Consider the following 24,564-nt stretch of genomic DNA (forward strand, 5'->3'; position numbering starts at 1 on the left):
TTACTTGATGTAAAGCTGCGTCGACATCGTGTTGCCCGGTGCATTGATCGACGTGTTGCTGAAGGTGAACGTGCCTTCCTGCTTGCCGGCCAGATCGAAAACGTACAGGTTGCCGACCGTTTTTCGACCCGCGACGCAATCGGTGAGGTTGCCGTTATCGTAGGCGCAGACCGGCGTGCGGCTTCCGTTCACCTCGAAACCATCCAGCGCGACATGGGGCTGGCTGCCACCGTAGCCCACTTCCAGCACGAAAACCCTGATGTTCGCGCCACTGTGATTGCAGCGGGTCTGTGTCTGCCCTTCTTCAATGGTTTCAAAACCACAGCCCGGCGACTCGACCTTGAGCACTTTCAGTTGGGTCAGCGGCGGTGCCGAGGCCGCCGAGGCGGTTTGTGCCCCCAGGACCATGGCAATCAAGATCAATAGACACTTTTTCATGCAACCCCCCAAAAAAAACCAGCGCGCAGTATGGCTGACTCAGGTTAAACGCAAAACATCGACGACGTTCACTGCCATAAGCAGCCATAAACCCACGCGGCTGGTATGATGCGCGGCTTTTTCCGACCCACAGTAAATTCCCAGGCGCCTGCAGCGGTCTGTGCTTTGCTGTTGAGGTCGATACATTCACGGCGCCCGGCGCGCCACGGGGAGCAGACATGCTGGAAAGGCTGTTTCAACTCAAGGCACACAACACCAACGTACGCACCGAGATTCTGGCGGGCGTCACGACCTTTTTGGCCATGGCCTACATTCTGTTCGTCAACCCGAGCATCCTCGGCGAAACCGGTATGGACAAGGGCGCCGTGTTCGTCGCCACCTGTCTGGCAGCGGCCATCGGCTCCACGGTGATGGGCCTGATCGCCAACTACCCGATCGCCCTCGCACCGGGCATGGGCCTGAACGCCTTCTTCACCTACACCGTGGTGCTGCACATGGGCCACACCTGGCAAGTGGCGCTGGGTGCGGTGTTCATTTCGGCCGTGTGCTTCTTCCTGCTGTCGATCTTCCGCATCCGTGAGTGGATCATCAACAGCATCCCTCTACCGCTGCGTTCGGCAATCGCCGCCGGTATCGGCCTGTTCCTGGCGCTGATTGCCCTGCACAACGCAGGCATCGTGGTCAGCAACCCGGCAACCATGGTCGGCCTGGGCGACCTGAAGCAACCGGCTCCGATCCTCGCAACCCTCGGTTTCGCCCTGATCGTTGCCCTCGAAGCCCTCGCCGTGCGTGGTGCGGTGCTGATCGGCATTCTGGTGGTGACCATCGTTTCCATCGTCATGGGCTTCTCCCCGTTCGGCGGCGTGATGTCGATGCCGCCTTCGCTGGCGCCGACCTTCCTGCAACTGGATATCAAAGGCGCGCTGGACATCGGTCTGGTCAGCGTGATTTTCGCCTTCCTGTTCGTCGACCTGTTCGACAACTCCGGCACCCTGATCGGCGTTGCCAAGCGCGCCGGCCTGATGGGCAAGGACGGCCACATGCCGAAAATGGGCCGCGCCCTGATCGCCGACAGCACCGCTGCGATGGCCGGTTCCCTGCTGGGCACCTCGACCACCACCAGCTATATCGAATCCGCTGCTGGCGTGAGTGCCGGTGGCCGTACCGGCCTGACCGCCATAGTCGTGGCGATTCTGTTCCTGCTGGCACTGTTCTTCTCGCCACTGGCCGCCAGCGTTCCAGCCTTCGCCACCGCACCGGCCCTGCTGTTCGTCGCCGTGCTGATGACATCCGGGCTGGCCGAAATAGACTGGGACGACATCACTGTTGCCGCGCCCGTGGTGATCACCGCGCTGGCAATGCCATTCACTTACTCCATCGCCAATGGCATTGCCTTCGGTTTCATTTCCTGGACCGCCATCAAGCTAATGTCCGGTCGCGGCCGTGAGCTGAACCCGGCGCTGGTGATTCTGTCGATTCTGTTCGTGATCAAGCTGGGTTGGTTCAACGCATGACTTTTGATTCCCAGGCCTACGCCCTACAGCTCGAAGACAAGGTCACGCGTTTGCGTGACCTGCTGGCCCCCTTCGATGCGCCGGAGCCGGTCGTCTTCGACTCGCCGCTACAGAATTTCCGCCTGCGCGCCGAATTCCGCCTGTGGCGCGAAGCAGGCGAACGCCATTACGCGATGTTTTCCCAGGAAGACAAACGTACGCCAATCCTGATCGAAGAGTTCCCGATCGCCAGCCTGCGCATCAATCAGTTGATGCCGCAGCTCAAAGCGGCATGGCAGGCCAGTTCGGCCCTGAGCCACAAGCTGTTCCAGGTGGAGTTCCTGACCACCCTGGCCGGCGATGCGATGATCACCTTGTGCTATCACCGCCCGCTGGACGAGCACTGGCACGCGGCGGCCACGAAACTGGCAGCCGACCTCAACGTCAGCATCATCGGCCGTTCAAAGGGCAAACGCGAAGTCATTGGCCGCGATTACGTGGTCGAGCAACTGGAAGTCGGCGGTCGCACCTTCAGCTATCGCCAACCCGAAGGCGCGTTTACCCAGCCCAACGGTACAGTGAACCAGAAGATGCTCAACTGGGCATTCGACGCACTCGGTGATCGTACCGACGACTTGCTGGAACTGTACTGCGGCAATGGCAACTTCACCCTGCCGCTGGCCACCCGCGTGCGCAAGGTGCTGGCCACCGAGATCAGCAAGACCTCGGTCAATGCTGCGCTGAGCAACCTCAGCGAAAACGCTGTGGATAACGTCACCCTGGTGCGACTGTCCGCCGAAGAACTGACCGAAGCGTTGAACGAAGTTCGTCCGTTCCGTCGCCTGCACGGCATTGACCTGAAAAGCTACGAGTTCGGTAGCGTCTTCGTCGACCCGCCCCGCGCCGGCATGGACCCGGACACCTGCGAACTGACCCGACGTTTCGACAACATTCTCTATATCTCCTGCAACCCGGAAACCCTGGCGGCCAACATCGCCCAACTGCACGACACCCACCGCATTACCCAATGCGCGATGTTCGACCAGTTCCCGTGGACGCATCACATGGAATCCGGGGTGTTGTTGACCCGGCGGTGATTGCAGACATCACCCACAAAAAAGCCGTCATCACGACGGCTTTTTTGTTTTCAGCGAAATCACCCCGGCTGATTTTTACGATATTCAGTGGTGGTAATGCCCTTATACCCCCAGTTATCTGTGTCGATTTCCTCGATCACGATATGGGTCAGCTCCGGAGGCTTGCCGAGGACACGCTGCAAGGTCTCGGTGATTTCGGCGATGACCTGGGCTTTCTGCTCACGGGTAACGCCGTCACGGGTAATACGTACACTGACGAAAGGCATGCTGCTTCTCCTGCTCGGTTGATTCAGAAAGGCTTACCAATTGAAGCTCACTGTATCTGTGTGCAGGCATCTGATAAATACTGGTTTACGCACTTAATTTGATCCCCGGTGTAATCAATCATGCAGCGACAATTCGACGATCTTCAACTGGGCAGCATCGAGCTGTTTTGCCTGGCCGCCGAGGCCGGCAGCTTCACCGCGGCCGCGCTGGTGGCGGGCGTCACGCCGGCCGCAGTGAGCCGCTCGGTGTCACGCATGGAGGAGCGTCTGGGGGTGAGGCTGTTTGCGCGCACCACCCGCAGCGTCAACCTGACCGACAGTGGCCGGCGTTATTACGAAGAATGTCGCCAGGCATTGGCGCAGCTGGTGGAGGCCCAGCGCGAAGTCATGGGCCAACAGCAAGTGCCGTCCGGGACGTTGCGCATCAGTATTCCGACCACCTATGCACACCATCGAATCCTGCCGTTGCTCCCTGAATTTCGTGCCCGCTTTCCGGCGGTGAAGGTCGAGTCGCACATCAGTAATCGCAACATCGATTTCGTCGGTGAAGGCTATGACATGGCAATCCGCGTGCGCGCGATTCCTGACTCCGGCCTGATCGCCCGGCAACTGGAAGACGCCGCACTGGTGATGATTGCCAGCCCTGAATACCTCAAGCGTGCCGGCACCCCACAAACCCTTGACGATCTGCAACAGCACGAATGCATTCAGTACGAACTGCCCAGCAGCGGTCGGCGCATCGCGTGGCTGTTCAATGATAACGGCGTACAGCGCGAAATTCTGGCCGAGGGCAACTTCAGCTGTTCCGACGATGTGCTGGGTGGCGTGACGCTGGCAAAACACGGTGCCGGTCTGTTTCAGACGTATCGCTTTATCGTCGAAAAAGAACTGGCCGATGGCACATTGGTGGAAGTGCTCAAACCCTATGGCGGGCGCTCGCGACCGTTTACGTTGCTCTATCCGCAAAGCCGTCACATGCCCCTTCGATTGCGGGCCTTTATCGATTTTCTGGTGGAGCATTTACCACGCTGAAAGCGAAACCGTCCGATCACCGCACACAAACCGCTGGGGAGTTTCCGCTTCAATTGACCAAATTAACCATCTAGTACAATTTATCTCCACAGGCCGAACCCTTGGCCAATGCCAAAAACAATAAGTGGAGAAACGTCGATGTCCCCCATCATTCTGGTGCTCAACGGCCCGAATCTGAACCTGCTCGGCACCCGTGAACCGGCGACTTACGGCCATGAAACCCTGGCAGACATTTCAGCCTTGTGCGGCCGTGCCGCCGAAGAGTTTGGCCTGGCGGTGGAGTTTCGCCAGACCAACCACGAAGGCGAACTGCTCGACTGGATTCACAACGCACGCGGCCGATGCGCCGGGATCGTGATCAACCCCGCCGCCTGGACACACACCTCGGTGGCGATCCGCGATGCCCTGATCGCCAGTGAACTGCCAGTGATCGAAGTCCACCTGTCCAACGTCCACGCCCGCGAACCTTTCCGCCATCACTCCTTCGTATCAGCCATTGCCACTGCCGTAATGGCCGGGTTCGGCAGCCACGGCTATCGCCTGGCGCTGGAGCATTTCAGCCAACGTCTGAAAGGATGAGCATCGTGAAACAGAACCAGACTGTATTGGCAGGACTGATCGGTGCCGGCATCCAGGCTTCGCGCACGCCGACGCTGCACGAACATGAAGGCGATGCCCAAGGGTTGCGTTACCTCTATCGCCTGATCGACCTCGATCAACTGCAACTCGACAGCAACGCCCTGCCCGACCTGTTGATGGCTGCCGAGCGCATGAACTTCACCGGACTGAACATCACCTTCCCGTGCAAGCAGGCGATCATCCCGTTGCTCGACGAATTGTCACCGGAAGCCCGCGGCATTGGCGCGGTCAATACCGTGGTACTGAAGGACGGCAAACGCATCGGCCACAACACCGATTGCCTGGGGTTTGCCGAGGGTTTTCGCAGGGGGCTGAAGGGCGTTGCCGTTGAACGTGTCGTTCAGATGGGTGCAGGTGGCGCTGGCGCAGCGGTAGCCCACGCGCTACTGAGCGAAGGCGTACAGCAGCTGAGCATTTTCGATGTGGATACGAGCCGCGCCCAGAGTCTGGCGGACAACCTCAATCAGCATTTCGGCGAGGGCCGTGCAGTGGCGGGCCATGACCTCGCTGGCACCCTGATTGAGGCTGACGGCCTGGTGAATACGACACCTATGGGCATGAAAAAACTGCCGGGCATGCCGGTGCCCGTAGAGTTGCTTCGAGCACAACTGTGGGTGGCGGAGATTGTTTATTTCCCACTGGAAACCGAACTGCTGCGCAATGCCCGTGCCCTGGGTTGCCGGACGCTGGATGGTGGCAACATGGCGGTGTTCCAGGCGGTGAAGGCGTTCGAACTATTCAGCGGCGTGGTGCCGGATGCCCAGCGGATGCTGGCGCATTTTCAGAGCATGAATGTTTGAAATAGACGGGAGTACACCCGTAGGAGCCGGCTTGCTGGCGATGGCGTCTTTGAATACGCCATCGCCAGCAAGCCGGCTCCTACGAAAAGCAATTCGTCAGGTCAGGCCTGCAGGTAGCGCAACACCGACTCGCAGATCATCTCGCGATGACGCTGCTTGATGCTTTCGTCCGGCAGATCGATCTGGAAAATCTCGCCAAAGGTGTGGCGGTTCGACACGCGATAGAAGCAGAACGAACTGATCAGCAGATGCACATCCAATGGATCAAGACCGGCGCGGAACAGCCCCTGCTCGGCGCCGCGACGCAGAATCTCGCCCAATGAATCAAGAATGGTGTTGTTCATCGCCTTGATCGCATCGGAGCGTTTCACATACTCGGCGTTGTGAATGTTCTCGATGCTCACGATGCGCACGAAATCGACGTTGCGGTCATGGTGATCGAAGGTGAACTCCACCAGCCGCCGAATCGCCTCCACCGGGGCCAGTTCGGCCAGGTGCAATCGGTTTTCGGTGCTGCGGATATCGCCGTAGAGCTTTTCCAGAACCTCGACGTAGAGCTGTTCCTTACTGCCAAAGTAGTAATAGATCATGCGCTTGGAGGTGTGAATGCGTTCGGCGATGGCATCGACGCGCGCCCCGGAAAGACCTTGTTGAACGAACTCGACAATCGCCTCTTGAAGGATATTCTCGCGGGTTTTTTCCGGGTTGTTCTTGCGACTCTTGCGCGGTTCGACAGGTTGCACTGGCGCTGCGGGGAGTTCTGAAGTCATTGTCATTGCGGGCTCACGGCCATCACTGCACAGGTGGGCGATTATGAGCCGCGCCGCACAGTGAAGGAAGCCGTGCGGCAACGGTTTGTCGACGTGATTACGATTTTCCTACAACTTTGTCTGACGTACGGCACCACTTCGTGATTTCGCCATGGCCGCCAGGCGCACCGCGACGTTGGCCGCACCGTAACCGGCATAGCCGTTCCTGCGCTGGATGATCTCGAAGAAGAACCGCCCCTCGAATGGCTCGGTGTAGACATGAAACAATTCGCCACCTTGGGCATCGCGGTCGTAAAGCACGTTGTAGTAAGCGAGCTCACTCAGGAATTCGTCATCGAAATCGAACCGGGCCGCCAGGTCGTCATAGTAGTTCAGCGGAATATCCAGGAGCGGCACACCCGCCTCTTTCGCGCGGCTGACTTCGGCAAAGATGTCGTCGCAATCGAAAGCGATGTGATGCACCCCGGAGCCGCGATAACTCGACAACGCGTGTGAGATCGCGGTGTTGCGGTTCTCTGAAATGTTCAGCGGCAAGCGAATCGAACTGTCCCGACTGCGCAGCGCGCGACTTTTCACCAGACCATAAGGATCGGGTAGAACCACCTCGTCATCGGCCTCGAAATCCAGCAGGCTCTTGTAGAACAGTACCCAACTGTCGAGGCTGTCGGCGGGCAGCGCCATGGCCATATGGTCGATCCGCTTGAGGCCGCCTCGGGCCACGGCACCAGGCAATAGATTGAAATCGGTGCCATAGACGTCGGCCTCCTGATCCACCAGGTAAATCAGGCTACCGTCCGGCGCGCGCACCGCGGCAAGCTCCAGCTCATTGGGGCCGACCAGTCCGCGATAGGGCTGGCCTTTGTAGGCCACGGCCCGCGCCAGAGCGCTGGCACTGTCCTTGACCCGCACGGCGGTGGCGCACAGCGACGGACCGTGTGCCTCGAAGAAACTGTGGCCGAACGAGTAAGGTTCGGCGTTGAGGATCAGGTTGATATCACCCTGGCGCAGCAGGCTGACGTTCTTGGAGCGATGCTGGCCGGCCTTGACGAAACCCAGCCGTTCCAGCCAGTGGGAGAGTTTGGCGCCGAGGCTTTCGTCCACGGCGAATTCGAGAAACTCGATGCCGTTGTACTCGCTGGCCTTCGGTGTCTCGAACAAAATGTCGAGGTTGTTCGATGGCTGGGTTTGCTGCGCCAGACGCTGCCGGGTTTTCTCCTCCAGGTACAACAATGAGCGCAGGCCGTCGGCGGCGTTGGCCCGTGGCGGTGCGGCGCGGAAACCGTCATTGAAGATCTCCAGCGACAGCGGTCCGGTATAGCCACTCTTGATGATCGGAGCGAGGAAGCCCGGCAAATCGAATTCGCCCTGGCCCGGGAAGCAGCGGAAGTGCCGACTCCACTCCAGCACGTCCATGGCCAGGATCGGTGCATCGGCCATTTGCACGAAAAAGATCTTGTCGCCGGGAATCTCGGCGATGGCACTCGGATCGCCCTTGAGCGACAGCGTATGGAAGCTGTCGAGCAACACGCCGAGGTTCGGGTGATCAGCCTGCCGGACGATGTTCCACACCTGTTGCCAGGTGTTCACATGCCGCCCCCAGGCCAGTGCTTCATAACCAATACGAAGGCCACGCGCGCCGGCGTGTTCGGCGAGCAGGCGCAGGTCATCGACCAGAATCTGTTCATCACCGATGGCGTCGGCCGAGGCGTTGCTGCACACCAGCACCAGGTCAGTGCCCAGTTCCTGCATCAGGTCGAACTTGCGCTCCGCCCGCTCCAGATTGCGCGACAGGCGGTCACGGCGGCAACCTTCGAAATCCCGGAAGGGTTGAAACAGGGTGATGGCGATCCCGAGATCGGCGCACATCTGCCTGATTTCCCGCGGGCTGCCGTCGTAGTAGAGAAGGTCGTTCTCGAAAATCTCGACACCGTCAAAGCCGGCGGCGGCAATGGCTTCGAGTTTTTCCGGCAGGGTACCGCTCAAGGACACGGTGGCAATGGAACGCTGCATATTTCGACTCCCGGGGTGGAGGCAATCTTGTTAAGGGCATTGCGCGCTTTTATGTAGGGGATTGCGTTTATCTTGGTTTGAATTATTGGCTGCGCGATTCAACACAGCAATTCAAAGTGTACTATCCGGTTAGTTTTGCGTGCGATTATCGAACACAATGGACTTTGGTGAATTGACGATTTTTTGTTCGCTGCGCAACATCAACACCACATTGAGTCCGGTCTTCAAATGCCGGCTTCAGTTAACCAAGACCCAGAACACCACATAAAAATTTCAAAAAACGGGTATACGCTCATGCGCTCATTCAACGCCTTGCTCGCTCGAACCACCGTCATTACGCCCTGCCTGGCGTCCATCCGAACCCTGCACACCGCCGGCATCACCGTGCCGCTAGCTGAATAACCCGTCAGTCGACGAAACCAGCCGATCAGTCCCGCGCCCACCGCATCGATTGATCACGTGCCCTTGAAGATTCGACGAGCTTCGCTTGTCAGTCATTGAACGGATGGCCCAGATGAATCCTACTCAAAGCTCTCGCATGGCCCCGGCCATGAGCGCCGCCACTGGCGGCATCGGCGACAAAATCCGCGGTGCCATGGCGGTCGGCAAAACCCGCTGGGGCATGCTGGCGCTGGTGTTCTTCGCCACCACCCTGAACTACATCGACCGCGCCGCGCTCGGCGTCATGCAGCCGATCCTCGCCAAGGAAATGAGCTGGACGGCGATGGACTACGCCAACATCAACTTCTGGTTTCAGGTGGGTTATGCCATCGGTTTCGTGCTGCAAGGCCGCCTGATCGACCGGGTCGGCGTCAAGCGCGTGTTCTTCTGCGCCGTGCTGCTCTGGAGCCTGGCGACAGGCGCCCACGGTCTGGCCACTTCGGCGGTCGGTTTCATGGTCTGTCGCTTCATTCTCGGCTTGACCGAAGCCGCCAACTACCCGGCCTGCGTGAAAACCACGCGCCTGTGGTTCCCGGCCGGCGAACGCGCCGTGGCTACCGGTATCTTCAACGCCGGGACCAACGTCGGTGCGATGTTCACACCGATGCTGCTGCCGCTGATCCTGCACACCTGGGGCTGGCAGGCTGCGTTCCTGTGCATGTCGGCACTGGGCGGCATCTGGGTGTTGTTCTGGGCCTTGAAGTACTTCAATCCGGAAGATCACCCGAGCGTCAAACAGTCGGAACTCGAGTACATCCAGAACGAAGTCGAACCGGAACAAACCCGCGTACCCTTCTCGCGAATCCTGCGCATGCGCGGCACTTGGGCCTTCGCCCTCGCCTATTCGATGACCGCACCGGTGTTCTGGTTCTACCTGTACTGGCTGCCACCGTTCCTCAATCAGCAATACAACCTGGGCATCAACGTGACCCAGATGGGCATCCCGCTGATCATCATCTACCTCACCGCCGACTTCGGCAGTGTGGGCGGCGGGATTCTGTCTTCGTTCCTGATCGGCCGCGGGGTCAACCCGATCAAGGCGCGACTGATGTCCATGTTCCTGTTCGCCTGCTGCATCATCGGCGTGATCATGGCGGCCGGCTCCAGCAACCTGTGGGTGGCGGTATTCGCGATTTCCCTGGCCATCGGCGCGCACCAGGCCTGGACCGCGAACATCTGGAGCCTGGTGATGGACTACACGCCCAAGCACATGATGAGCACGGTGTTCGGCTTCGGCGGCATGTGCGCCGCGATTGGCGGGATGTTCATGACCCAGTTGGTCGGCCACATCCTGACCGTCACCAACAACAACTACACCGTGCTGTTCACCCTGATTCCGGCGATGTACTTCATCGCGCTGACCTGGCTGTACTTCATGGCACCGCGCAAGATTCCGAGCGTTACCGACTAAAGAAGTCATCATTCCCTGTGGGAGCGGGCTTGCCCGCGATAGCGGTGGTTCAGCCAACATTTATGTAGGTGTGCCGACCTCATCGCGGGCAAGCCCGCTCCCACAGTGTTTTTCATAGGCGTCTATTTGCGGCTTTGCTGCCACGCCGCCGCCAGCCCGCTGCAGCAAATCACAGCAATACCGATCACGGTGGTCAGGGTCGGCGTGTGGGAAAACAGCCACCAGCCCAACAGGCCGGCAAACACGATCTGGCAATAGCTGAACGGCGCCAGCAAGGCTGGCGCGGCATGGCGGAAAGCCTGGGTCAGGAACAGATGCGCCGTCATCCCGCAGGCCCCCAGCGCCAGCATCATTGCGCCATGCATCAGGCTCGGCAGCTGCCAGAAGAACGGCACCAGCGCACTCATCACCAGGGTGTTGCACAAGCCTGCGAAAAAGTTGCTGGTGGTCGGACTGTCGATCTCGCTGAGCTTGCGTGTCAGCAACTGATAGAAGCAGAAAAACAGCGCCGAGCAGAACGGCAGCAACACCGCTGGCGTGAACAACTCACCACCGGGGTGAACGATGATCAGCACCCCGCCGAACCCGAAAATCACCGCCAGCCATTGCCCGCGCGTCACCCGCTCCTTCAACAGCGGCACCGACAGCGCGGTGACCAGCACCGGTGCCAGGAAGTTGACCGAAGTGGCCTCGGCCAACGGGATGTACATCAACCCGGTGGTGAAAAACAGGCTGGTGCCCAGCAGGCACAATGCCCGGGTCAGTTGAAGCAGCGGTCGCTTCGTGCGCAGGACCCGCAGCCCGGATTGCGGCAGAAAGATCCCGGCCATCAACAGGGTATGGACCACATAACGGGCCCACACCACCATGACAATCGGATAGAACCCGGACAGGTATTTCGAAATGGCGTCGTGGCTGGAAAACAGGAAGGTGGCGACAACGATCAGCAGAATCCCTTTGAAGGGCTGATTGACGCCGGAAAGCGGGGTGCTGACGGTCATTGGGTTTCCTTTGCATTAAAAATCAAAAGCATCGCGGGCAAGCCTTGCTCCCACAGAATTGAGGTGATCCTTGTGGGAGCATGGCTTGCCCGCGATCAGGTGCGCAGCACCGCTTACAGCCGCGCCAACAATTCCCGGGTTCTGTCCAAAGCCATCCGCGCCCGCTCCAACCCACTCACACCCTGCTCCAGCAGTTGTACCGTGGGAATCTCCAGGCTCAATGGAATGTTAGCCGGCAAACAACCCAACAATCCCGACAAATCACAATCACCATCGCCGGGAAAGCGTCGCTCGTTGCGCGCCTGACGCAAGATCTCGGCCATGTCAGCCGGTCGCTGTCCGGCAACATCACACAACTGCGCATACCGCAAACGTGAAGGCGCAACCCTGGCCAGATCTTCCAGCCGTGAACCCGAACGGTCGAAGTGGAACGCGTCCACCAGCACTGCACCGTTTTCGCGCCCGGCGCGCTCGACGATGCGCACGGCTTGTTCAAGATTGCGCGCGTCGGTCCAGGGCATGAACTCCAGATGCGGATGCAAGCCATAGGACACTGCCAGATCGCACAGTTCGGCAAAGTTTTCCGTCATCCGTTGCTCGTCAGAATCATTACCGGCCACCAGCAATTCGCTGGCACCGAATTCGGCACCGACCGCCAGAATGTTCTCGAACTCGGCTACGACGGTTTCCGGCTTCAGCCGCAGGATTTCTACATCCAGCACACGAATGCCGGTGTCACGCAGACGCGCCAGGGTCTGGCGTCGTAATTCAGCATCGGCCACCAACGGAAAATGATGTTCCTGCGGCGTCGCCGGCACCAGGCGCAAACCGACATGGCTGTAACCAGCTCGCGCGGCCACCTCGACCATGTCGGGCGGTGACAACTCCAGCACGGTCAGGCTGGCGAGGGAAAAGATGCGTTCACTCATGGGCGGCCTCTTGTTGGACGACTGAATTCCAACAATTTAGAACCCGGTTCCACATTCTTATACAAGTAGACACCGATAGTGTTCGATCAACGCACATTTTTAGGGCAAACCCATACCCTGTGGGAGCGGGCTTGCCCGCGATAGCGGAATGTCTGCCGACATAGATGTTGAATGTGGGCCCCTTATCGCGGGCAAGCCCGCTCCCACAAGAGCCGTATATGTCCACCAGCTAAGTGAACAATTCCGACGCCACACTCGCTGCCGATAACTCCTCGGTAAACGCCAACAACAACGGCGCCAGTTCATGCAACCGCGCCCCCGGCATCCGCGCACTCGGCCCGGCAATGCTGAGCACTCCGATCACCCGTCCATCACCGGGATGACGCACCACCGCGGCAATCGCCGACGTACCCACCGCCGAACTTTCCTCGACGCACGCATAGCCTTGCTCGCGCGCCAGACGCAGGCGCTCGAGCAGCTCGATGTTTGAACGCGGCGCATTCGGTCCCAACTCCAGCGGCCGATCCGCCGCCTGGCGCTCCACCCGTGACAAGGCTTCGGCATCGCTCATGCACGCCAGCCAGGCATGCCCGGATGCGGTGTAGAACAACGGTGCGTCACGGCCCATGTCCGGGTCGTAACGCAAACCGGAACGAGCGCCCTGGGACTTGGCGATCCAGGTCTGCCGCTCGCCTTCGATCACCCCCAGACGCACCAGTTCACCGGTTTCCTGGGCCAGGCGATCGAGCACCGGCTGCACGATATCGGCGCCGCTGCTCGACAGGTAACGGAACCCCATCGCCACCAGTTTGGTCGACAAGTGGTAACGCAGGTTTTCCGGATTCTGGCGCACATAGCCGAGGCGAATCAGCTCGGCGAGCAGCCGGTGAGTGGCGCTTTTGGGGATGTCCAGTTGCTCAGCCAGCGTCTGCATCGGCAGGCCGCGAGGGTCGCTGGTAAGGCTTTCAAGCACACTGAAAACACGTTCGATCTGACTGCCGGCCATGGGCGTCTCCACGCAAATTTTGCCGATTCTAGAAGACATCCGGTGGATTACGAAATCTGGAACTGACTGTCCGATAACCGCCCATTTTATGGGCATCGTCCTTGCCCGATTCAATCAACCTCTTATATTTTTCGGAATCAAATTCCAAAACAATAAATCGCTGGAGCCCGAAAAATGCCTGCCGAGCCGCAATTTCTTCCTGACGTTGACTGCGATGTACTCGTTGTCGGTTCTGGTGCGGCCGGTTTATCGGCGGCTGTGACCGCGGCTTACCATGGCCTGAAAGTCATCGTGGTCGAAAAAGACCCGGTGTTCGGTGGCGCTACGGCCTGGTCAGGTGGCTGGGCCTGGGTGCCGTGCAATCCCCTGGCCCGTCGCGCCGGGATCGTCGAAGACGTGGAGTTGCCGCGCACCTACCTGAAACACGAGTTGGGCGAGCATTTCCAGCCAGCGATGATCGACGCATTCCTGGAGGCCGGCCCTCGGATGGTCGCGTTCTTCGAACAACACACTTCGTTGCAATTCGCCGACGGCAATGCGATTGCCGACATTCATGGCGATACGCCGGGTGCCGGTACCGGTGGACGCTCAGTGATCGCTGCGCCGTACGACGCACGAAAAGTCGGCGAGTTGCTCAAGCGCCTGCGTACAACCATGCGGGAAACGTCCTTCATGGGCATGCCGATCATGGCCGGTGCAGACCTCACGGCGTTTCTCAATCTGACCCGTTCGCTGTCGGCAGCCTGGCATGTTACCCGGCGATTTACCCGTCACCTGCTCGACCTCGTCCTGCAGGGTCGGGCGATGCAACTGGTCAACGGCGTGGCACTGGTGGCGCGCCTGGCAAAATCCGCCGAGGACCTTGGTGTGTTGCTCTGGGAATCGGCGCCGGTCACCGACCTGCTGCGCGAAAGCAATCAGGTGCGCGGCGCGGTGGTCAGCACCGCCAAGGGACCGATACGGATCAAGGCACGCAAGGCCGTGGTGCTGGCGGCCGGTGGTTTCGCCAATGACATCGAGCGGCGCAAGGCGCTGTTCCCGCGCACACCCACCGGTCATGAACACCTGGCCCTGCCGCCACTCGGTGTGTCCGGCGATGGCCTGCGACTGGGTGAAAGCGTCGGCGCCCACGTGGACAGCAACATGCAGTCCCCCGTTGCCTGGGCGCCAGTTTCCCGGGTGCCACACAGCGACGGCAGCACAGGCCACTTCCCCCATATCATCGAACGCGGCAAACCGGGAATCATCGGCGTACTGAGCAACGGCCAACGTTTCGTCAACGAAGCCAACGGCTACTACGACTACGTGACGGCCATGGTCGCCGCCGCGCCAGAGGGTGAAGAGGTCGCCTCCTGGCTGATCTGCAGCCATGCTTTTCAACGGCGCTACGGCTTGGGCATCTCTCGGCCGTTTCCCGTGCCGCTGTCATCCTTCATCCGCAGTGGCTATCTGAAAACCGGCAACACACTCGAGGAACTGGCGACAGCCTGCGGCATCGACCCAAGCGGCTTGCGTACTACCGTGTCGGACTACAACCGGCATGCACGCAACGGCGAAGACCCGCAATTCGGCCGTGGCTCGACACCCTACAACCGCAAACAGGGTGACGCATTACAGCAACCGAACCCGTGCGTCGCGCCGATCGAACAGGGACCGTTCTATGCCGTGAAGGTCGAGCCAGGCTGCTTTGGCACCTTCGCCGGACTAAAGGTCAACGAACATGCCCAGGTCCTGGATGACTCGGGCCGGGCCATCGCAGGGCTGTACGCGGCGGGCGGCGACATGGCCAGCATCATGGGCGGGCACTACCCCGCCGGCGGCATCAACATCGGCCCGGCACTGACCTTCGGCTACATCGCCGCACGCCACATCGCAGGAATCAGCCCGGACTTCGCGCCGGCGGGGGATGCGTTCGACCAGTAACCGGGAAATGGCCACGACCTCACTAACTCTTACACATTTCTCCCACACCCTTTTGCCTGTGCGGTTATTCATGGAGACGGCGATACCCGCCCCATCAATCCATGAGAGACCGCAAACATGTTATGGAACAAGGCAAGACGCAGCGACAACGTAAACGACACTCGCAAGGGCAAGGATGCCCGCACGCTCACAGGGAAAACACTGAGTGTCGGGCTGGCCGCGACTGCTCTGGCAGCCGCAGGGCTTTACTCCACACTCGACACCCCATCCGGCGACATTCCCCTTGCACCCTCGAACATAGCGACCCCATCCGCCGCTCCCCTCGCGATCGAGACCGCCGAAGACCTGCAATTGAAGTTTGTCCAATCGGTACTGGGCGAAACCGAAGACACCTGGAAACAACTTTTTGAGCAATCGGGAAGGCGCTACCCGAAGCCCTCGCTGACGTTGTTTGAAAAATACGTGGACACCGGGTGTGGGTTCGCCAGCTCGGTCAGTGGTCCCTTTTATTGCCCAAGCAACCTACAGGTGTATCTCGATCTCGATTACTTCACGAGGCTCGAGCAGCAGTTTTCAGTGGTCGGAGACTTCGCACGGGCCTATATCATCGCTCACGAAGTCGGGCATCACGTCCAATTGGTACTGGGAATGTCGGAGCCGCTTGAAGAGGCCTTGCTGGACCAGCAAACCGTCACCGGTGATGGAGGCCTGGAGGTGCGCGGGGAGTTGCAGGCCGATTGCCTGGCCGGCGTCTGGGCACACCATGCACAACGGCGCCTGGACTGGCTGGAAGCTGGCGATATCGAAGCGGCATTGCATGCGGCAACAGTGTTTGGTGACGACAACCTGCAGCGCTCCAAAAATGCCGTCGTCAAGCCAGAGACGTTCAGCCACGGTACCTCACAGCAGCGCGTGAACTGGTTCAAAACCGGTTTTGAAACCGGCCGCACGGACACTTGCGATACCTTCACCGCAGTAGATCTGTAGGACCCGCCCGTCAACGAAACCTCTAATGTCACGCCATGCACAGAACCGCCGCCGCACAAGGCTGTCTGACGACCGGACTGGCGCCGCTCCCACTGAGCAGCAACACTCATCGCACGGAGCTTTACCCAGAACAGAAGAGGATTCCCACATGCTATGGAAAAAAGGCCGACGCAGCGACAACGTGGTCGATGCCCGTGGCGATGATGTCGGCGGCGGTGGCGGCGGGATGCGCTTCGGTGGCGGCAAGGGCCTGAGCCTGACGGCCATTCTTCTGATTGTCGGGATCGGCTGGATCACCGGCCAGGACCCGATGCAGATTCTTGGGCAACTGACCGGGCAAATGGGCGAGCAATCGGCACCGGCCACCCATCAGACCCGCAAGGCGCCACCGGCCACTGACGAAGGGGCGGAGTTCGTTCGCTCGATCCTGGGCGATACCGAAGATACCTGGCGGCAGATTTTCCAGCAGGCCGGCCGTCAATATAAGGACCCGACCCTGGTGCTGTTCAGCAATCGGGTCAATTCCGCCTGTGGCCTGGCCACGTCGGCGACCGGTCCGTTTTACTGCCCGGCAGACCAGAAAGTGTACCTGGACATGGCGTTCTTCCAGGAGATGTCACAGCGCTTTTCCGCCGCTGGCGACTTCGCCCAGGCCTACGTGATCGCTCATGAAGTCGGACACCATGTTCAGACCTTGCTCGGCGTGTCCGCGAAGATTCAGGCAGCCCGCCAGCAAGGCCGGCAGATGGAAGGTGACGGCGGCTTGCTGGTCCGTCAGGAATTGCAGGCCGATTGCCTGGCCGGAGTCTGGGCCAACAATGCGCAAAAGCGTCTGAACTGGCTGGAGCCGGGCGACATCGAAGAAGCACTGAACGCCGCCAACGCCATCGGCGACGATCGACTGCAGCAACAGGGTCAGGGCCGAGTGGTGCCGGACTCGTTTACCCATGGTACGTCGGCGCAACGGGTGCGCTGGTTCAAAACCGGATTCGCCCAGGGCCAGGTCGGCCAGTGCGATACCTTCGCGGCGAAAAATCTGTAAATGAAAAAATGGTTGTTGGTGTTGTTGTTCACTTGCGCAAACCTTTGCACAAATACCTGGGCTGCCGAGCATGGCGTCAAAGAGCTCAGTCCCGGCCGCCTGTTGTTGAAATCAGGCGAGATGGCGGTAGGTCTCGGCCCCGCCCCGGCAAAAATCGAACGGGTATTGATCATCGTCCACGGTCGCCTGCGCAATGCGCAAACCTACCTGCAGAGCGGCGAGCACGCGGTCGAACTGGCCGGCCAAAACGCAACGACGCTGGTGATCGCCCCGCAATTTCTCAATGAAACCGACGTCGCGCTGCACCCGGTGGCCGACACGGTCTTGCGCTGGCAAGGCAACGAATGGATGGCCGGCGGCGAGTCCACCGCGCCGTTTCGCTTGAGTTCGTACGAGGCACTGGACGAAATCATTGCCCGCCTGGGTAATCGCCAGCAGTTTCCGGACGTGAAGCAAATCGTCGTCGCCGGTCACTCCGGTGGCGCTCAGGTGGTCCAGCGCTACGCCTTGCTGGGCCACGACCAGCCCGCTCTGGAGGCCGCCGGTGTACGGGTGCGCTACGTGATCGCCAATCCGTCTTCCTACGCGTATCTCGATGAGCGCCGGCCAGTGGCCTTCAACCACGCCGGTTGCCCGGGCTTCAATCGCTGGAAATACGGACTGACGGATTTACCCGCCTATGCCGAAGGACAAACTGCCGCGCAATTGCAGGAAAAATACCTCAAGCGCGACACCGTTTACCTGCTGGGCCAGCAAGACATCGACCCGAATCATCCGGCACTGGATAAAAGCTGCGAGGCCAAGGCTCAAGGCCCGTATCGATTGGCTCGCGGGCGCTTCTACTTCAATTATCTGAAACGGCTGAAACCGCAAGGGTTGCATCAGCAGCTGATTGAAGTACCCGGGGTCGGGCATGACGGGGATGGGATGTTTACGTCGCCCGAGGGGCAAAAAGCACTGTTCCCGTAGGAACTGGCTTGCCAGCGATTCAGTCAACGCGGTGAATCAAGTAGATCGCCTCGCGAGCAGGCTCGCTCCCACAATGGAATGCGATCAACTGTGGGAGCGAGCCTGCTCGCGATGGCGTCGGATTGGACAACACTGCCCTCAAGCCGAAATCATCTTCCTCAACTCAACACAATCCGCCGCATGCCAATCCGCCAAATCCGGCCACGGATTATCCGGCAAATTCACCAACACCGTCCGCGCGCCCGCCGCTCGACCACAATCCAGATCGAAGCGGTAATCGCCGACCATCACCATCTCGCTCGTCGGCACGCCCCAGGCCTGCGCCAGTTTCAGCAAACCACCGGGATGCGGTTTTGGCGGCGCTTCATCGCGACCGAGCACATCCCCCACCGCGAAGCAGTCGGACAGGCCGATGGCCTCTAGCGTGACGTGCGCCAGCTCACGGGCATTGCGCGTGAGAATGCCCAGGCGATACCCGCGCCCGGCCAGCTCACGCACCAGTTCCACGGCACCCGGTGCCGGCTTCGAGCCCAGCGCCAGGTCCCGCTCGTGTTCCAGCAACCACGCGTGTTTGGCCGCGGCTTCATCGGCCGGTAACGCGGCGAGGTGAGTCAGGATGTCGTGTTCGGCCGGGATCGCCAAGGCCACGCGAATCGCCGCGAAGTCATGCACAGCCACCGTCAGGGTGCCGTCCATGTCGAACACCCAATGGCGCACCTCGGCCAGACTCATGCCCAATCCTTGCGATGGCGAATCAGGCCTTCCTGAGTGACCGAGGCCACCAGTTGCCCGGCACGGTTGAACACGCTGCCACGGCAGAACCCGCGAGAGTTGCCGGCCCACGGACTGTCCATGACGTACAGCAACCAGTCATCGGCACGCAGGTCGGCGTGGAACCACAGCGCATGGTCGAGGCTGGCGACCTGCATGTCCTTGTGCCAGACGGATTTGCCATGGGGTTGCATCGAGGTGGTCAGCAGGCCGAAGTCCGAAGCGTAGGCCAGCAAGTATTTGTGCAGCGCCGGGGAGTCGGCCAAGGCACCGTCGGCGCGAAACCAGACGTGCTTGATCGGATCGGAGGGTTGCGGGTTGTAGGGGTCTTTCTCGGTGATTGGCCGAAACTCGATCGGTTTCGGGCACAGCAGCTTTTCGCGCATTTTCTCCGGAATCAAGTGCGCGCGCTGCTGGGTGAGCTCCAGTTCCGATGGCAGGTTTTCCGGACCGACCACTTGCGGCATCTGGCTCTGGTGCTGGAAGCCCTCTTCGTCGTACTGGAACGAGGCGCTGCAGGTAAAGATCGGGTGTCCCTTCTGGATCGCCGTCACCCGGCGCGTGCTGAAACTGCCGCCATCGCGAACCCGGTCCACCTGATACACCACCGGCAACCCGGCATCGCCCGGGCGCAGGAAATAACCGTGCATCGAATGCACGTGGCGCGTCTCTTCGACGGTCTGACTGGCCGCCGACAGCGACTGGCCGAGCACCTGACCGCCGAACAACTGACGAAAGCCCAGGTCCTGGCTGCGACCGCGGAACAGGTTTTCTTCGATCGGCTCCAGGGTCAGCAGGTCCACCAGATCATCCAACACTTGGCTCATTCAGACTCTCCTCACACAACGCAATGCCGCGCAGTTCTGGCTGCGTCGGTCAATTCAGTTTCTGGCCCGGGCCAACATGAGGGCCATTGTAAACGTCCGGGCCAGGTTATCCATGCAAGGTTTGCAGCCATTGTTCACGGCTGATTCGATACAGCACGTGATGACGCAGGGGATGATCGACGGCGAGTTTCGGGTGTTCGAAGTCATCGGCAGGGTCATGGTGCATACCGATGGCCTGCATGACTTTTTGCGATGGCAGGTTGCTGTCAGCGGTGAACGAGACGACCTCGTTCACCGGCAGGCGGTCAAAGGCGCAGCGCAGAGCGGTCCAGGCGGCTTCGCTGGCGTAGCCAAGCCCCCAGTGCTCGCGCGCAAGACGCCAGCCGATCTCGATGGCCGGGGTGAACGGCGTGTCGAAACCGACCACACCGAGGCCTGTAAAGCCGATGAATTGCCCGGTGTCCTTGCGCTCCAGTGCCCACAGACCAAACCCGTGCTCGGCAAAATGGCCTCTGATTCGCCCGATCAATGAAGCACTTTCCAGTCGACTCAAGGGCGCCGGAAAATAGCGCATGACCTGCGGGTCGGCACACATCGCCGCGAAATCCGGCAAATCCTCGTCGCGCCATTGGCGCATCAACAGTCGCGCGCTCTCGAGTTTCAGTATCGGCTCCATCGTCCCCCGCCCCCCCTCCGCATGGATGTCGCAAGTCTACAACGCTGGTAGGATCCTTCACTCACTCCAGTACACCTTATAGACAAATCAGTCATGCCCCTGCCGCTGATCTATCACGAAGACTACAGTCCCGAGTTTCCAGCGGATCACCGCTTCCCCATGGACAAGTTTCGCCTGCTGCGCGATCACCTGGTGGAAAGCGGCCTGACCCGTGACGCCGACCTTCTGCGTCCGGAACTGTGCCCGCCGGAGATTCTGGCCCTCGCCCATGACCCTTCGTATATCGAACGCTATATGGGGGGTGAATTGTCCCGTGAGGATCAACGACGCCTTGGCCTGCCCTGGAGCGAAGCGCTGGCCCGACGCACGGTGCGGGCGGTGGGCGGTTCGTTGCTGGCGGCCGAGCAGGCGCTGGAACATGGCCTGGCCTGCCACTTGGCGGGCGGCACCCACCACGCGCATTACGATCATCCTGCCGGGTTCTGCATCTTCAATGACCTGGCCGTGATCAGCCATTTCCTGCTGGAAAGTGGCCGGGTGAATCGGGTGTTGATCTTCGATTGCGATGTGCATCAGGGCGATGGCACTGCACGAATCCTGCACAACACCCCGCAAGCGGTGACCGTCTCCCTGCATTGCGAGAAGAATTTTCCTGCACGCAAGGCCGAAAGTGACTGGGACATCCCGTTGCCCAACGGCATGGGCGATGCCGATTACCTGAAGGTCGTCGACGATGCGCTCAACTACCTGCTGCCGCTCTACCAACCGGATCTGGTGCTGTACGACGCGGGCGTCGATGTGCATAAAGATGACGCGCTGGGTTACCTGAAACTGACCGATCAGGGTCTGGCCGCCCGCGATGAAAGCGTGATGCGCCATTGCCTGGGCCGCGATATTCCGGTGGTCGGGGTGATCGGTGGCGGCTACAGCAAGGACCGCCAGGCCCTTGCGCGACGGCACGGCATCCTCCATCACAGCGCACAGCGGGTCTGGCAATCATCAGGTTGTCATTGAGTTGTGGATGCTTTACCCACAATGCCTGTGGAGCTGCCTGTGGATAACCTGAGTGAAAGGGACTACAGCCCTTGCAGATCATGGGCTACAGAGCGGCGATTGTTTTTTAACCAGCTCCCAAACCAACGAAGTACCCTGTGGGAGCGAGCCTGCTCGCGAAGACGGCAGCACATCCAACGAAGATGTATCTGACACACCGCTTTCGCGAGCAGGCTCGCTCCCACAAGGGGCCGGGCTGGTAGAATGCCCGGCTTCATTCGCCAAAACCGCAGCGCACTCCATGACCCAATCCCCGACCTCCGCCCCTTCCCGCGTCGCCATCATCGGCGGCGGCCCCGCCGGCCTGATGGCTGCTGAAGTGTTGAGCGGGGCCGGGATCAAGGTTGACCTGTACGATGGCATGCCTTCGGTGGGGCGAAAATTCCTCCTGGCCGGCGTCGGCGGCATGAACATCACCCACTCCGAAGCCTACCCCGCTTTCCTCTCGCGCTACGCCGAACGTGCGCCGCAGATTGCACCGTTGCTACGAGGCTTCGGTGCTGATGCGTTGTGCCAGTGGATTCATGACCTGGGTATCGAAACCTTTATCGGCAGCTCCGGCAGGGTCTTCCCGACTGACATGAAAGCCGCGCCTTTGCTGCGTGCCTGGCTCAAGCGCCTGCGAGAAGCTGGCGTCGTCATCCACACCCGCCATCGTTGGCTCGGTTGGGATGAGTCCGGTGGTTTGCGCATCGACAGCCCCGACGGCGAAAAAACCGTCCAGGCAGACGCCACCCTGCTCGCCCTCGGTGGCGCAAGCTGGGCGCGCCTGGGCTCGGACGGTGCGTGGAGGCTGCCACTGGAGCAGCACGGTGTCGGACTGGCGCCATTGCAACCGAGCAATTGCGGCTTCGAGGTGCAGGCCTGGAGCGAATTGATGGTCAGCAAATTCGCCGGCGCCCCACTGAAAAACATTGCCATCGGTTTGAACGACGACATTCCACGATTGGGCGAATGTGTGATCACCGCGACGGGTATTGAAGGCAGCCTGATCTACGCCCTGTCGGCACCGATCCGCGAGGCGATCAACCTGCACGGCTCGGCGACCATCCATCTTGATCTGTTACCGGGCCGGCCTGTGGATAAAGTCCAGGCCGCGCTGAGCAAACCGCGCGGCTCGCGCTCGATGGCCAAGCATCTGCACAGTCAGTTGGGAATCGACGGGGTGAAAGCTGCGCTATTGAGAGAGCTGACAACCGCCAACTGTTTCGCCGACATGGCGCTGCTGGCCAAGGCCATCAAAGCCCTTCCACTGACATTGGTAAAAACCCGGCCATTGGACGAGGCCATCAGCAGCGCAGGCGGCGTGAAATTCGAATCGATGGACGAACGCTTGATGCTCAAGCAACTGCCTGGCGTGTTCTGCGCGGGGGAAATGCTCGACTGGGAAGCGCCGACGGGGGGTTATCTGCTGACTGCATGTTTCGCCAGCGGGCGGGCAGCGGGGTTGGGGATGATTGAGTGGTTGCAGCGCAAGGTCTGAGACCGCGGCGCACCCTTCGCGAGCAGGCTCGCTCCCACATTGATCTGCGCCATACGAAGATCCACTGTGGGAGCGAGCCTGCTCGCGAAAGCGGCCTAACGGACGCCGCAGCTAATCAAGGTTTACGCTTGCGCGGTCCGGTATTGAACACCGGCACTTTACGCACAGGCTTGACCGAAGGCTCTGGCGCCGAAACCTCGCCGCTATCGACCCACTTCCCAAGATTACGCTTGCCGCCACCACCGGAAGCCTTCGGCTTCTTCGGTTTCTTCGGCTTTTTCACGACCTGACCACTCGCATCCGTATCCGGCACCCGGTGCTCGGGTTCGAAGTCCGGTTCGTTCTGACGCTTCAAAGTCTGGCGGGTCAACATCTCGATGGCCGACAGAAGATTCACTTCATCGGCGCATACAAGGGAAATCGCCTCACCGGTCGATCCCGCACGCCCGGTACGACCGATCCGGTGGATGTAGTCCTCAGCCACGATCGGCAAGTCGAAATTGACCACCAGCGGCAGGTCTTCGATATCCAGGCCACGGGCCGCGACATCGGTGGCCACCAGAATCTGCACGTCGCTGGCCTTGAAACGGTCCAGTGCACGCTGACGGGTCGCCTGGGGTTTGTCGCCGTGGATGCCGTCGGCGTTGATGCCCAGGCCCTGGAGTTTTTCCACCAGCGCGTCCACGCCGTTGCGGGTCTTGGCGAACACCAGTACCTGCTTCCACTTGCCCTTGCGCATCAAATGCACGAACAGTTCCGGCTTGCGCTTCTTGTCCACCGTCACCACCCACTGCTTGACGGTGTTGGCCGCCACGTTGCGCGGGCTGACTTCGATGCTCAACGGATCGTTGAGCATCTGCCCGGCCAGCAGGCGGATGTCATCGGAGAACGTCGCGGAGAACAGCAGGGTCTGACGCTTTTTCGGCAACGCCTTGTAGATGTTCGCCAGCTCTTCAGAGAAGCCCAGATCCAGCATGCGGTCGGCTTCGTCCAGTACCAGGGTTTGCAACTGGTTGAACTTCAGCGCGTTCTGGCGAAACAGGTCGAGCAAACGGCCCGGGGTCGCGACCAGCAGGTCTACGCCGCTGCGCAGCTTCATCATTTGCGGGTTGATGCTGACACCGCCGTACACCGCATAGGTGCGCAACGGCAGGTTCTCGGCGTACTGACGCACGGCTTCATGAACCTGCTCGGCCAATTCGCGGGTCGGCACCAGGATCAGTGCACGCACCGAGTTGGCGGTGACTTTCGGCCCTTCCATGGCCAGCAGTTGCAGGAGCGGCAAGGCGAAACCGGCGGTCTTGCCAGTACCGGTCTGGGCGGCGGCCATCAGGTCGCGACCGGCCAGCACCGCTGGAATGGCTTGCGCCTGAACCGGCGTCGGCGTCTGGTAGCCGAGCTTCTCGAGAGAGCGCAGCAAGGGTTCGATCAGGCCAAGGGTGGCGAAAGTCATGGGAATACCGTAGGAAAATTCAGCGCGGACAAGATGCAATGGCGCGC

General features: G+C 60.4%; 23 protein-coding genes. 12 read left to right on the forward strand and 11 right to left on the reverse strand.

From position 1 onward, the window contains the following. Entirely contained in the window at positions 1-438 is a 438-nt protein-coding gene (locus LAB08_RS26510) for a DUF4879 domain-containing protein (RefSeq protein WP_096515010.1), read from the reverse strand. A 218-nt stretch (positions 439-656) separates the two neighbouring features. Here LAB08_RS26510 and LAB08_RS26515 point away from each other — a divergent pair, with 218 nt between their 5' ends. Together LAB08_RS26515 and trmA are read left to right on the forward strand one after the other, a co-directional pair. After that, positions 657-1,952 carry an NCS2 family permease gene (locus tag LAB08_RS26515; protein WP_096515008.1) on the forward strand — a complete coding sequence of 432 codons (1,296 nt, stop codon included), beginning with the start codon at positions 657-659 and terminating at the stop codon, positions 1,950-1,952. Further along, on the forward strand, positions 1,949-3,028 hold the full coding sequence (trmA, locus tag LAB08_RS26520) for a tRNA (uridine(54)-C5)-methyltransferase TrmA (protein ID WP_096515006.1): 1,080 nt from the start codon (positions 1,949-1,951) through the stop codon (positions 3,026-3,028). Before LAB08_RS26515 ends, trmA begins: the two co-directional genes overlap by 4 nt. Before the next feature lie 59 nt (positions 3,029-3,087). On the opposite strand, the gene LAB08_RS26525 is transcribed toward trmA, so the two are convergent. Beyond that, complete coding sequence (locus LAB08_RS26525) at positions 3,088-3,294, reverse strand: tautomerase family protein (protein ID WP_096515004.1); 207 nt, start codon at positions 3,292-3,294, stop codon at positions 3,088-3,090. 120 nt (positions 3,295-3,414) lie between these two features. On the opposite strand from LAB08_RS26525, the gene LAB08_RS26530 reads away from it, so the two are divergent. The 3 genes from LAB08_RS26530 (at position 3,415) to LAB08_RS26540 (ending at position 5,765) form a co-directional block, all read left to right on the forward strand. Next, positions 3,415-4,326, forward strand: a complete 912-nt coding sequence (locus LAB08_RS26530) for a LysR family transcriptional regulator (protein WP_096515002.1) — start codon at positions 3,415-3,417, stop codon at positions 4,324-4,326. Between the two features lie 138 nt (positions 4,327-4,464). Beyond that, positions 4,465-4,905 carry a type II 3-dehydroquinate dehydratase gene (gene aroQ / locus LAB08_RS26535; RefSeq protein WP_096515000.1) on the forward strand — a complete coding sequence of 147 codons (441 nt, stop codon included), beginning with the start codon at positions 4,465-4,467 and terminating at the stop codon, positions 4,903-4,905. Further along, positions 4,902-5,765 carry a shikimate dehydrogenase gene (locus LAB08_RS26540; protein ID WP_436799339.1) on the forward strand — a complete coding sequence of 288 codons (864 nt, stop codon included), beginning with the start codon at positions 4,902-4,904 and terminating at the stop codon, positions 5,763-5,765. Before aroQ ends, LAB08_RS26540 begins: the two co-directional genes overlap by 4 nt. A gap of 101 nt (positions 5,766-5,866) precedes the next feature. On the opposite strand, the gene LAB08_RS26545 is transcribed toward LAB08_RS26540, so the two are convergent. Further along, complete coding sequence (locus LAB08_RS26545; protein WP_096514998.1) at positions 5,867-6,541, reverse strand: TetR/AcrR family transcriptional regulator; 675 nt, start codon at positions 6,539-6,541, stop codon at positions 5,867-5,869. Between the two features lie 102 nt (positions 6,542-6,643). Further along, positions 6,644-8,545: a 3-dehydroshikimate dehydratase QuiC gene (gene quiC / locus LAB08_RS26550; protein ID WP_096514996.1), complete on the reverse strand. Its 1,902-nt coding sequence runs from the start codon at positions 8,543-8,545 to the stop codon at positions 6,644-6,646. 514 nt (positions 8,546-9,059) lie between these two features. Between quiC and LAB08_RS26555 the strand changes: the two genes are divergently transcribed. Then, positions 9,060-10,397 (forward strand): MFS transporter, encoded by a 1,338-nt coding sequence (locus LAB08_RS26555; RefSeq protein ID WP_096514994.1) that lies wholly within the window; start codon positions 9,060-9,062, stop codon positions 10,395-10,397. A gap of 122 nt (positions 10,398-10,519) precedes the next feature. Here the strand turns inward: LAB08_RS26555 and LAB08_RS26560 are convergent, their stop codons facing one another. The 3 genes from LAB08_RS26560 to LAB08_RS26570 all read right to left on the reverse strand — a co-directional run bounded on the left by LAB08_RS26560 (position 10,520) and on the right by LAB08_RS26570 (position 13,333). Continuing rightward, positions 10,520-11,398 carry a DMT family transporter gene (locus LAB08_RS26560; RefSeq protein ID WP_096514993.1) on the reverse strand — a complete coding sequence of 293 codons (879 nt, stop codon included), beginning with the start codon at positions 11,396-11,398 and terminating at the stop codon, positions 10,520-10,522. A gap of 113 nt (positions 11,399-11,511) precedes the next feature. After that, positions 11,512-12,327 carry a sugar phosphate isomerase/epimerase family protein gene (locus LAB08_RS26565; RefSeq protein ID WP_096514991.1) on the reverse strand — a complete coding sequence of 272 codons (816 nt, stop codon included), beginning with the start codon at positions 12,325-12,327 and terminating at the stop codon, positions 11,512-11,514. 229 nt (positions 12,328-12,556) lie between these two features. Continuing rightward, positions 12,557-13,333 (reverse strand): IclR family transcriptional regulator, encoded by a 777-nt coding sequence (locus LAB08_RS26570; protein WP_096514989.1) that lies wholly within the window; start codon positions 13,331-13,333, stop codon positions 12,557-12,559. A 174-nt stretch (positions 13,334-13,507) separates the two neighbouring features. On the opposite strand from LAB08_RS26570, the gene LAB08_RS26575 reads away from it, so the two are divergent. From LAB08_RS26575 to LAB08_RS26590, 4 genes are all read left to right on the forward strand, one after another. Then, the gene (locus LAB08_RS26575; RefSeq protein WP_096514987.1) at positions 13,508-15,256 is read left to right on the forward strand and encodes an FAD-dependent oxidoreductase; all 1,749 of its coding nucleotides are present in this window, start codon (positions 13,508-13,510) and stop codon (positions 15,254-15,256) included. Positions 15,257-15,373: 117 nt separating this feature from the next. Continuing rightward, positions 15,374-16,243 (forward strand): KPN_02809 family neutral zinc metallopeptidase, encoded by an 870-nt coding sequence (gene ypfJ / locus LAB08_RS26580; RefSeq protein ID WP_096514985.1) that lies wholly within the window; start codon positions 15,374-15,376, stop codon positions 16,241-16,243. Positions 16,244-16,391: 148 nt separating this feature from the next. After that, a complete protein-coding gene (ypfJ, locus tag LAB08_RS26585; protein ID WP_096514983.1) occupies positions 16,392-17,285 on the forward strand; it encodes a KPN_02809 family neutral zinc metallopeptidase in 894 nt (297 codons plus the stop codon). Further along, entirely contained in the window at positions 17,286-18,254 is a 969-nt protein-coding gene (locus LAB08_RS26590; protein ID WP_096514981.1) for an alpha/beta fold hydrolase, read from the forward strand. Positions 18,255-18,392: 138 nt separating this feature from the next. Here the strand turns inward: LAB08_RS26590 and LAB08_RS26595 are convergent, their stop codons facing one another. The 3 genes from LAB08_RS26595 to LAB08_RS26605 form a co-directional block, all read right to left on the reverse strand. Continuing rightward, on the reverse strand, positions 18,393-18,986 hold the full coding sequence (locus tag LAB08_RS26595; protein ID WP_096514979.1) for an HAD family hydrolase: 594 nt from the start codon (positions 18,984-18,986) through the stop codon (positions 18,393-18,395). Beyond that, positions 18,983-19,852, reverse strand: a complete 870-nt coding sequence (gene tesB, locus LAB08_RS26600) for an acyl-CoA thioesterase II (protein WP_096514977.1) — start codon at positions 19,850-19,852, stop codon at positions 18,983-18,985. The genes LAB08_RS26595 and tesB overlap by 4 nt, the downstream gene beginning before the upstream one ends. A gap of 106 nt (positions 19,853-19,958) precedes the next feature. Further along, a complete protein-coding gene (locus tag LAB08_RS26605) occupies positions 19,959-20,528 on the reverse strand; it encodes a GNAT family N-acetyltransferase (RefSeq protein WP_096514975.1) in 570 nt (189 codons plus the stop codon). Positions 20,529-20,621: 93 nt separating this feature from the next. Between LAB08_RS26605 and LAB08_RS26610 the strand changes: the two genes are divergently transcribed. Next, a complete protein-coding gene (locus tag LAB08_RS26610; protein WP_096514973.1) occupies positions 20,622-21,542 on the forward strand; it encodes a histone deacetylase family protein in 921 nt (306 codons plus the stop codon). A gap of 280 nt (positions 21,543-21,822) precedes the next feature. Continuing rightward, entirely contained in the window at positions 21,823-23,064 is a 1,242-nt protein-coding gene (locus LAB08_RS26615; RefSeq protein WP_096514971.1) for a TIGR03862 family flavoprotein, read from the forward strand. Between the two features lie 115 nt (positions 23,065-23,179). Here the strand turns inward: LAB08_RS26615 and rhlE1 are convergent, their stop codons facing one another. Beyond that, positions 23,180-24,517, reverse strand: a complete 1,338-nt coding sequence (gene rhlE1 / locus LAB08_RS26620) for an RNA helicase RhlE1 (protein WP_096514969.1) — start codon at positions 24,515-24,517, stop codon at positions 23,180-23,182. Positions 24,518-24,564: the final 47 nt, after the last annotated feature.

Origin of the sequence: Pseudomonas izuensis (assembly GCF_002356535.2) — a bacterium.
Classification (GTDB): Bacteria; Pseudomonadota; Gammaproteobacteria; order Pseudomonadales; family Pseudomonadaceae; genus Aquipseudomonas; species Aquipseudomonas izuensis.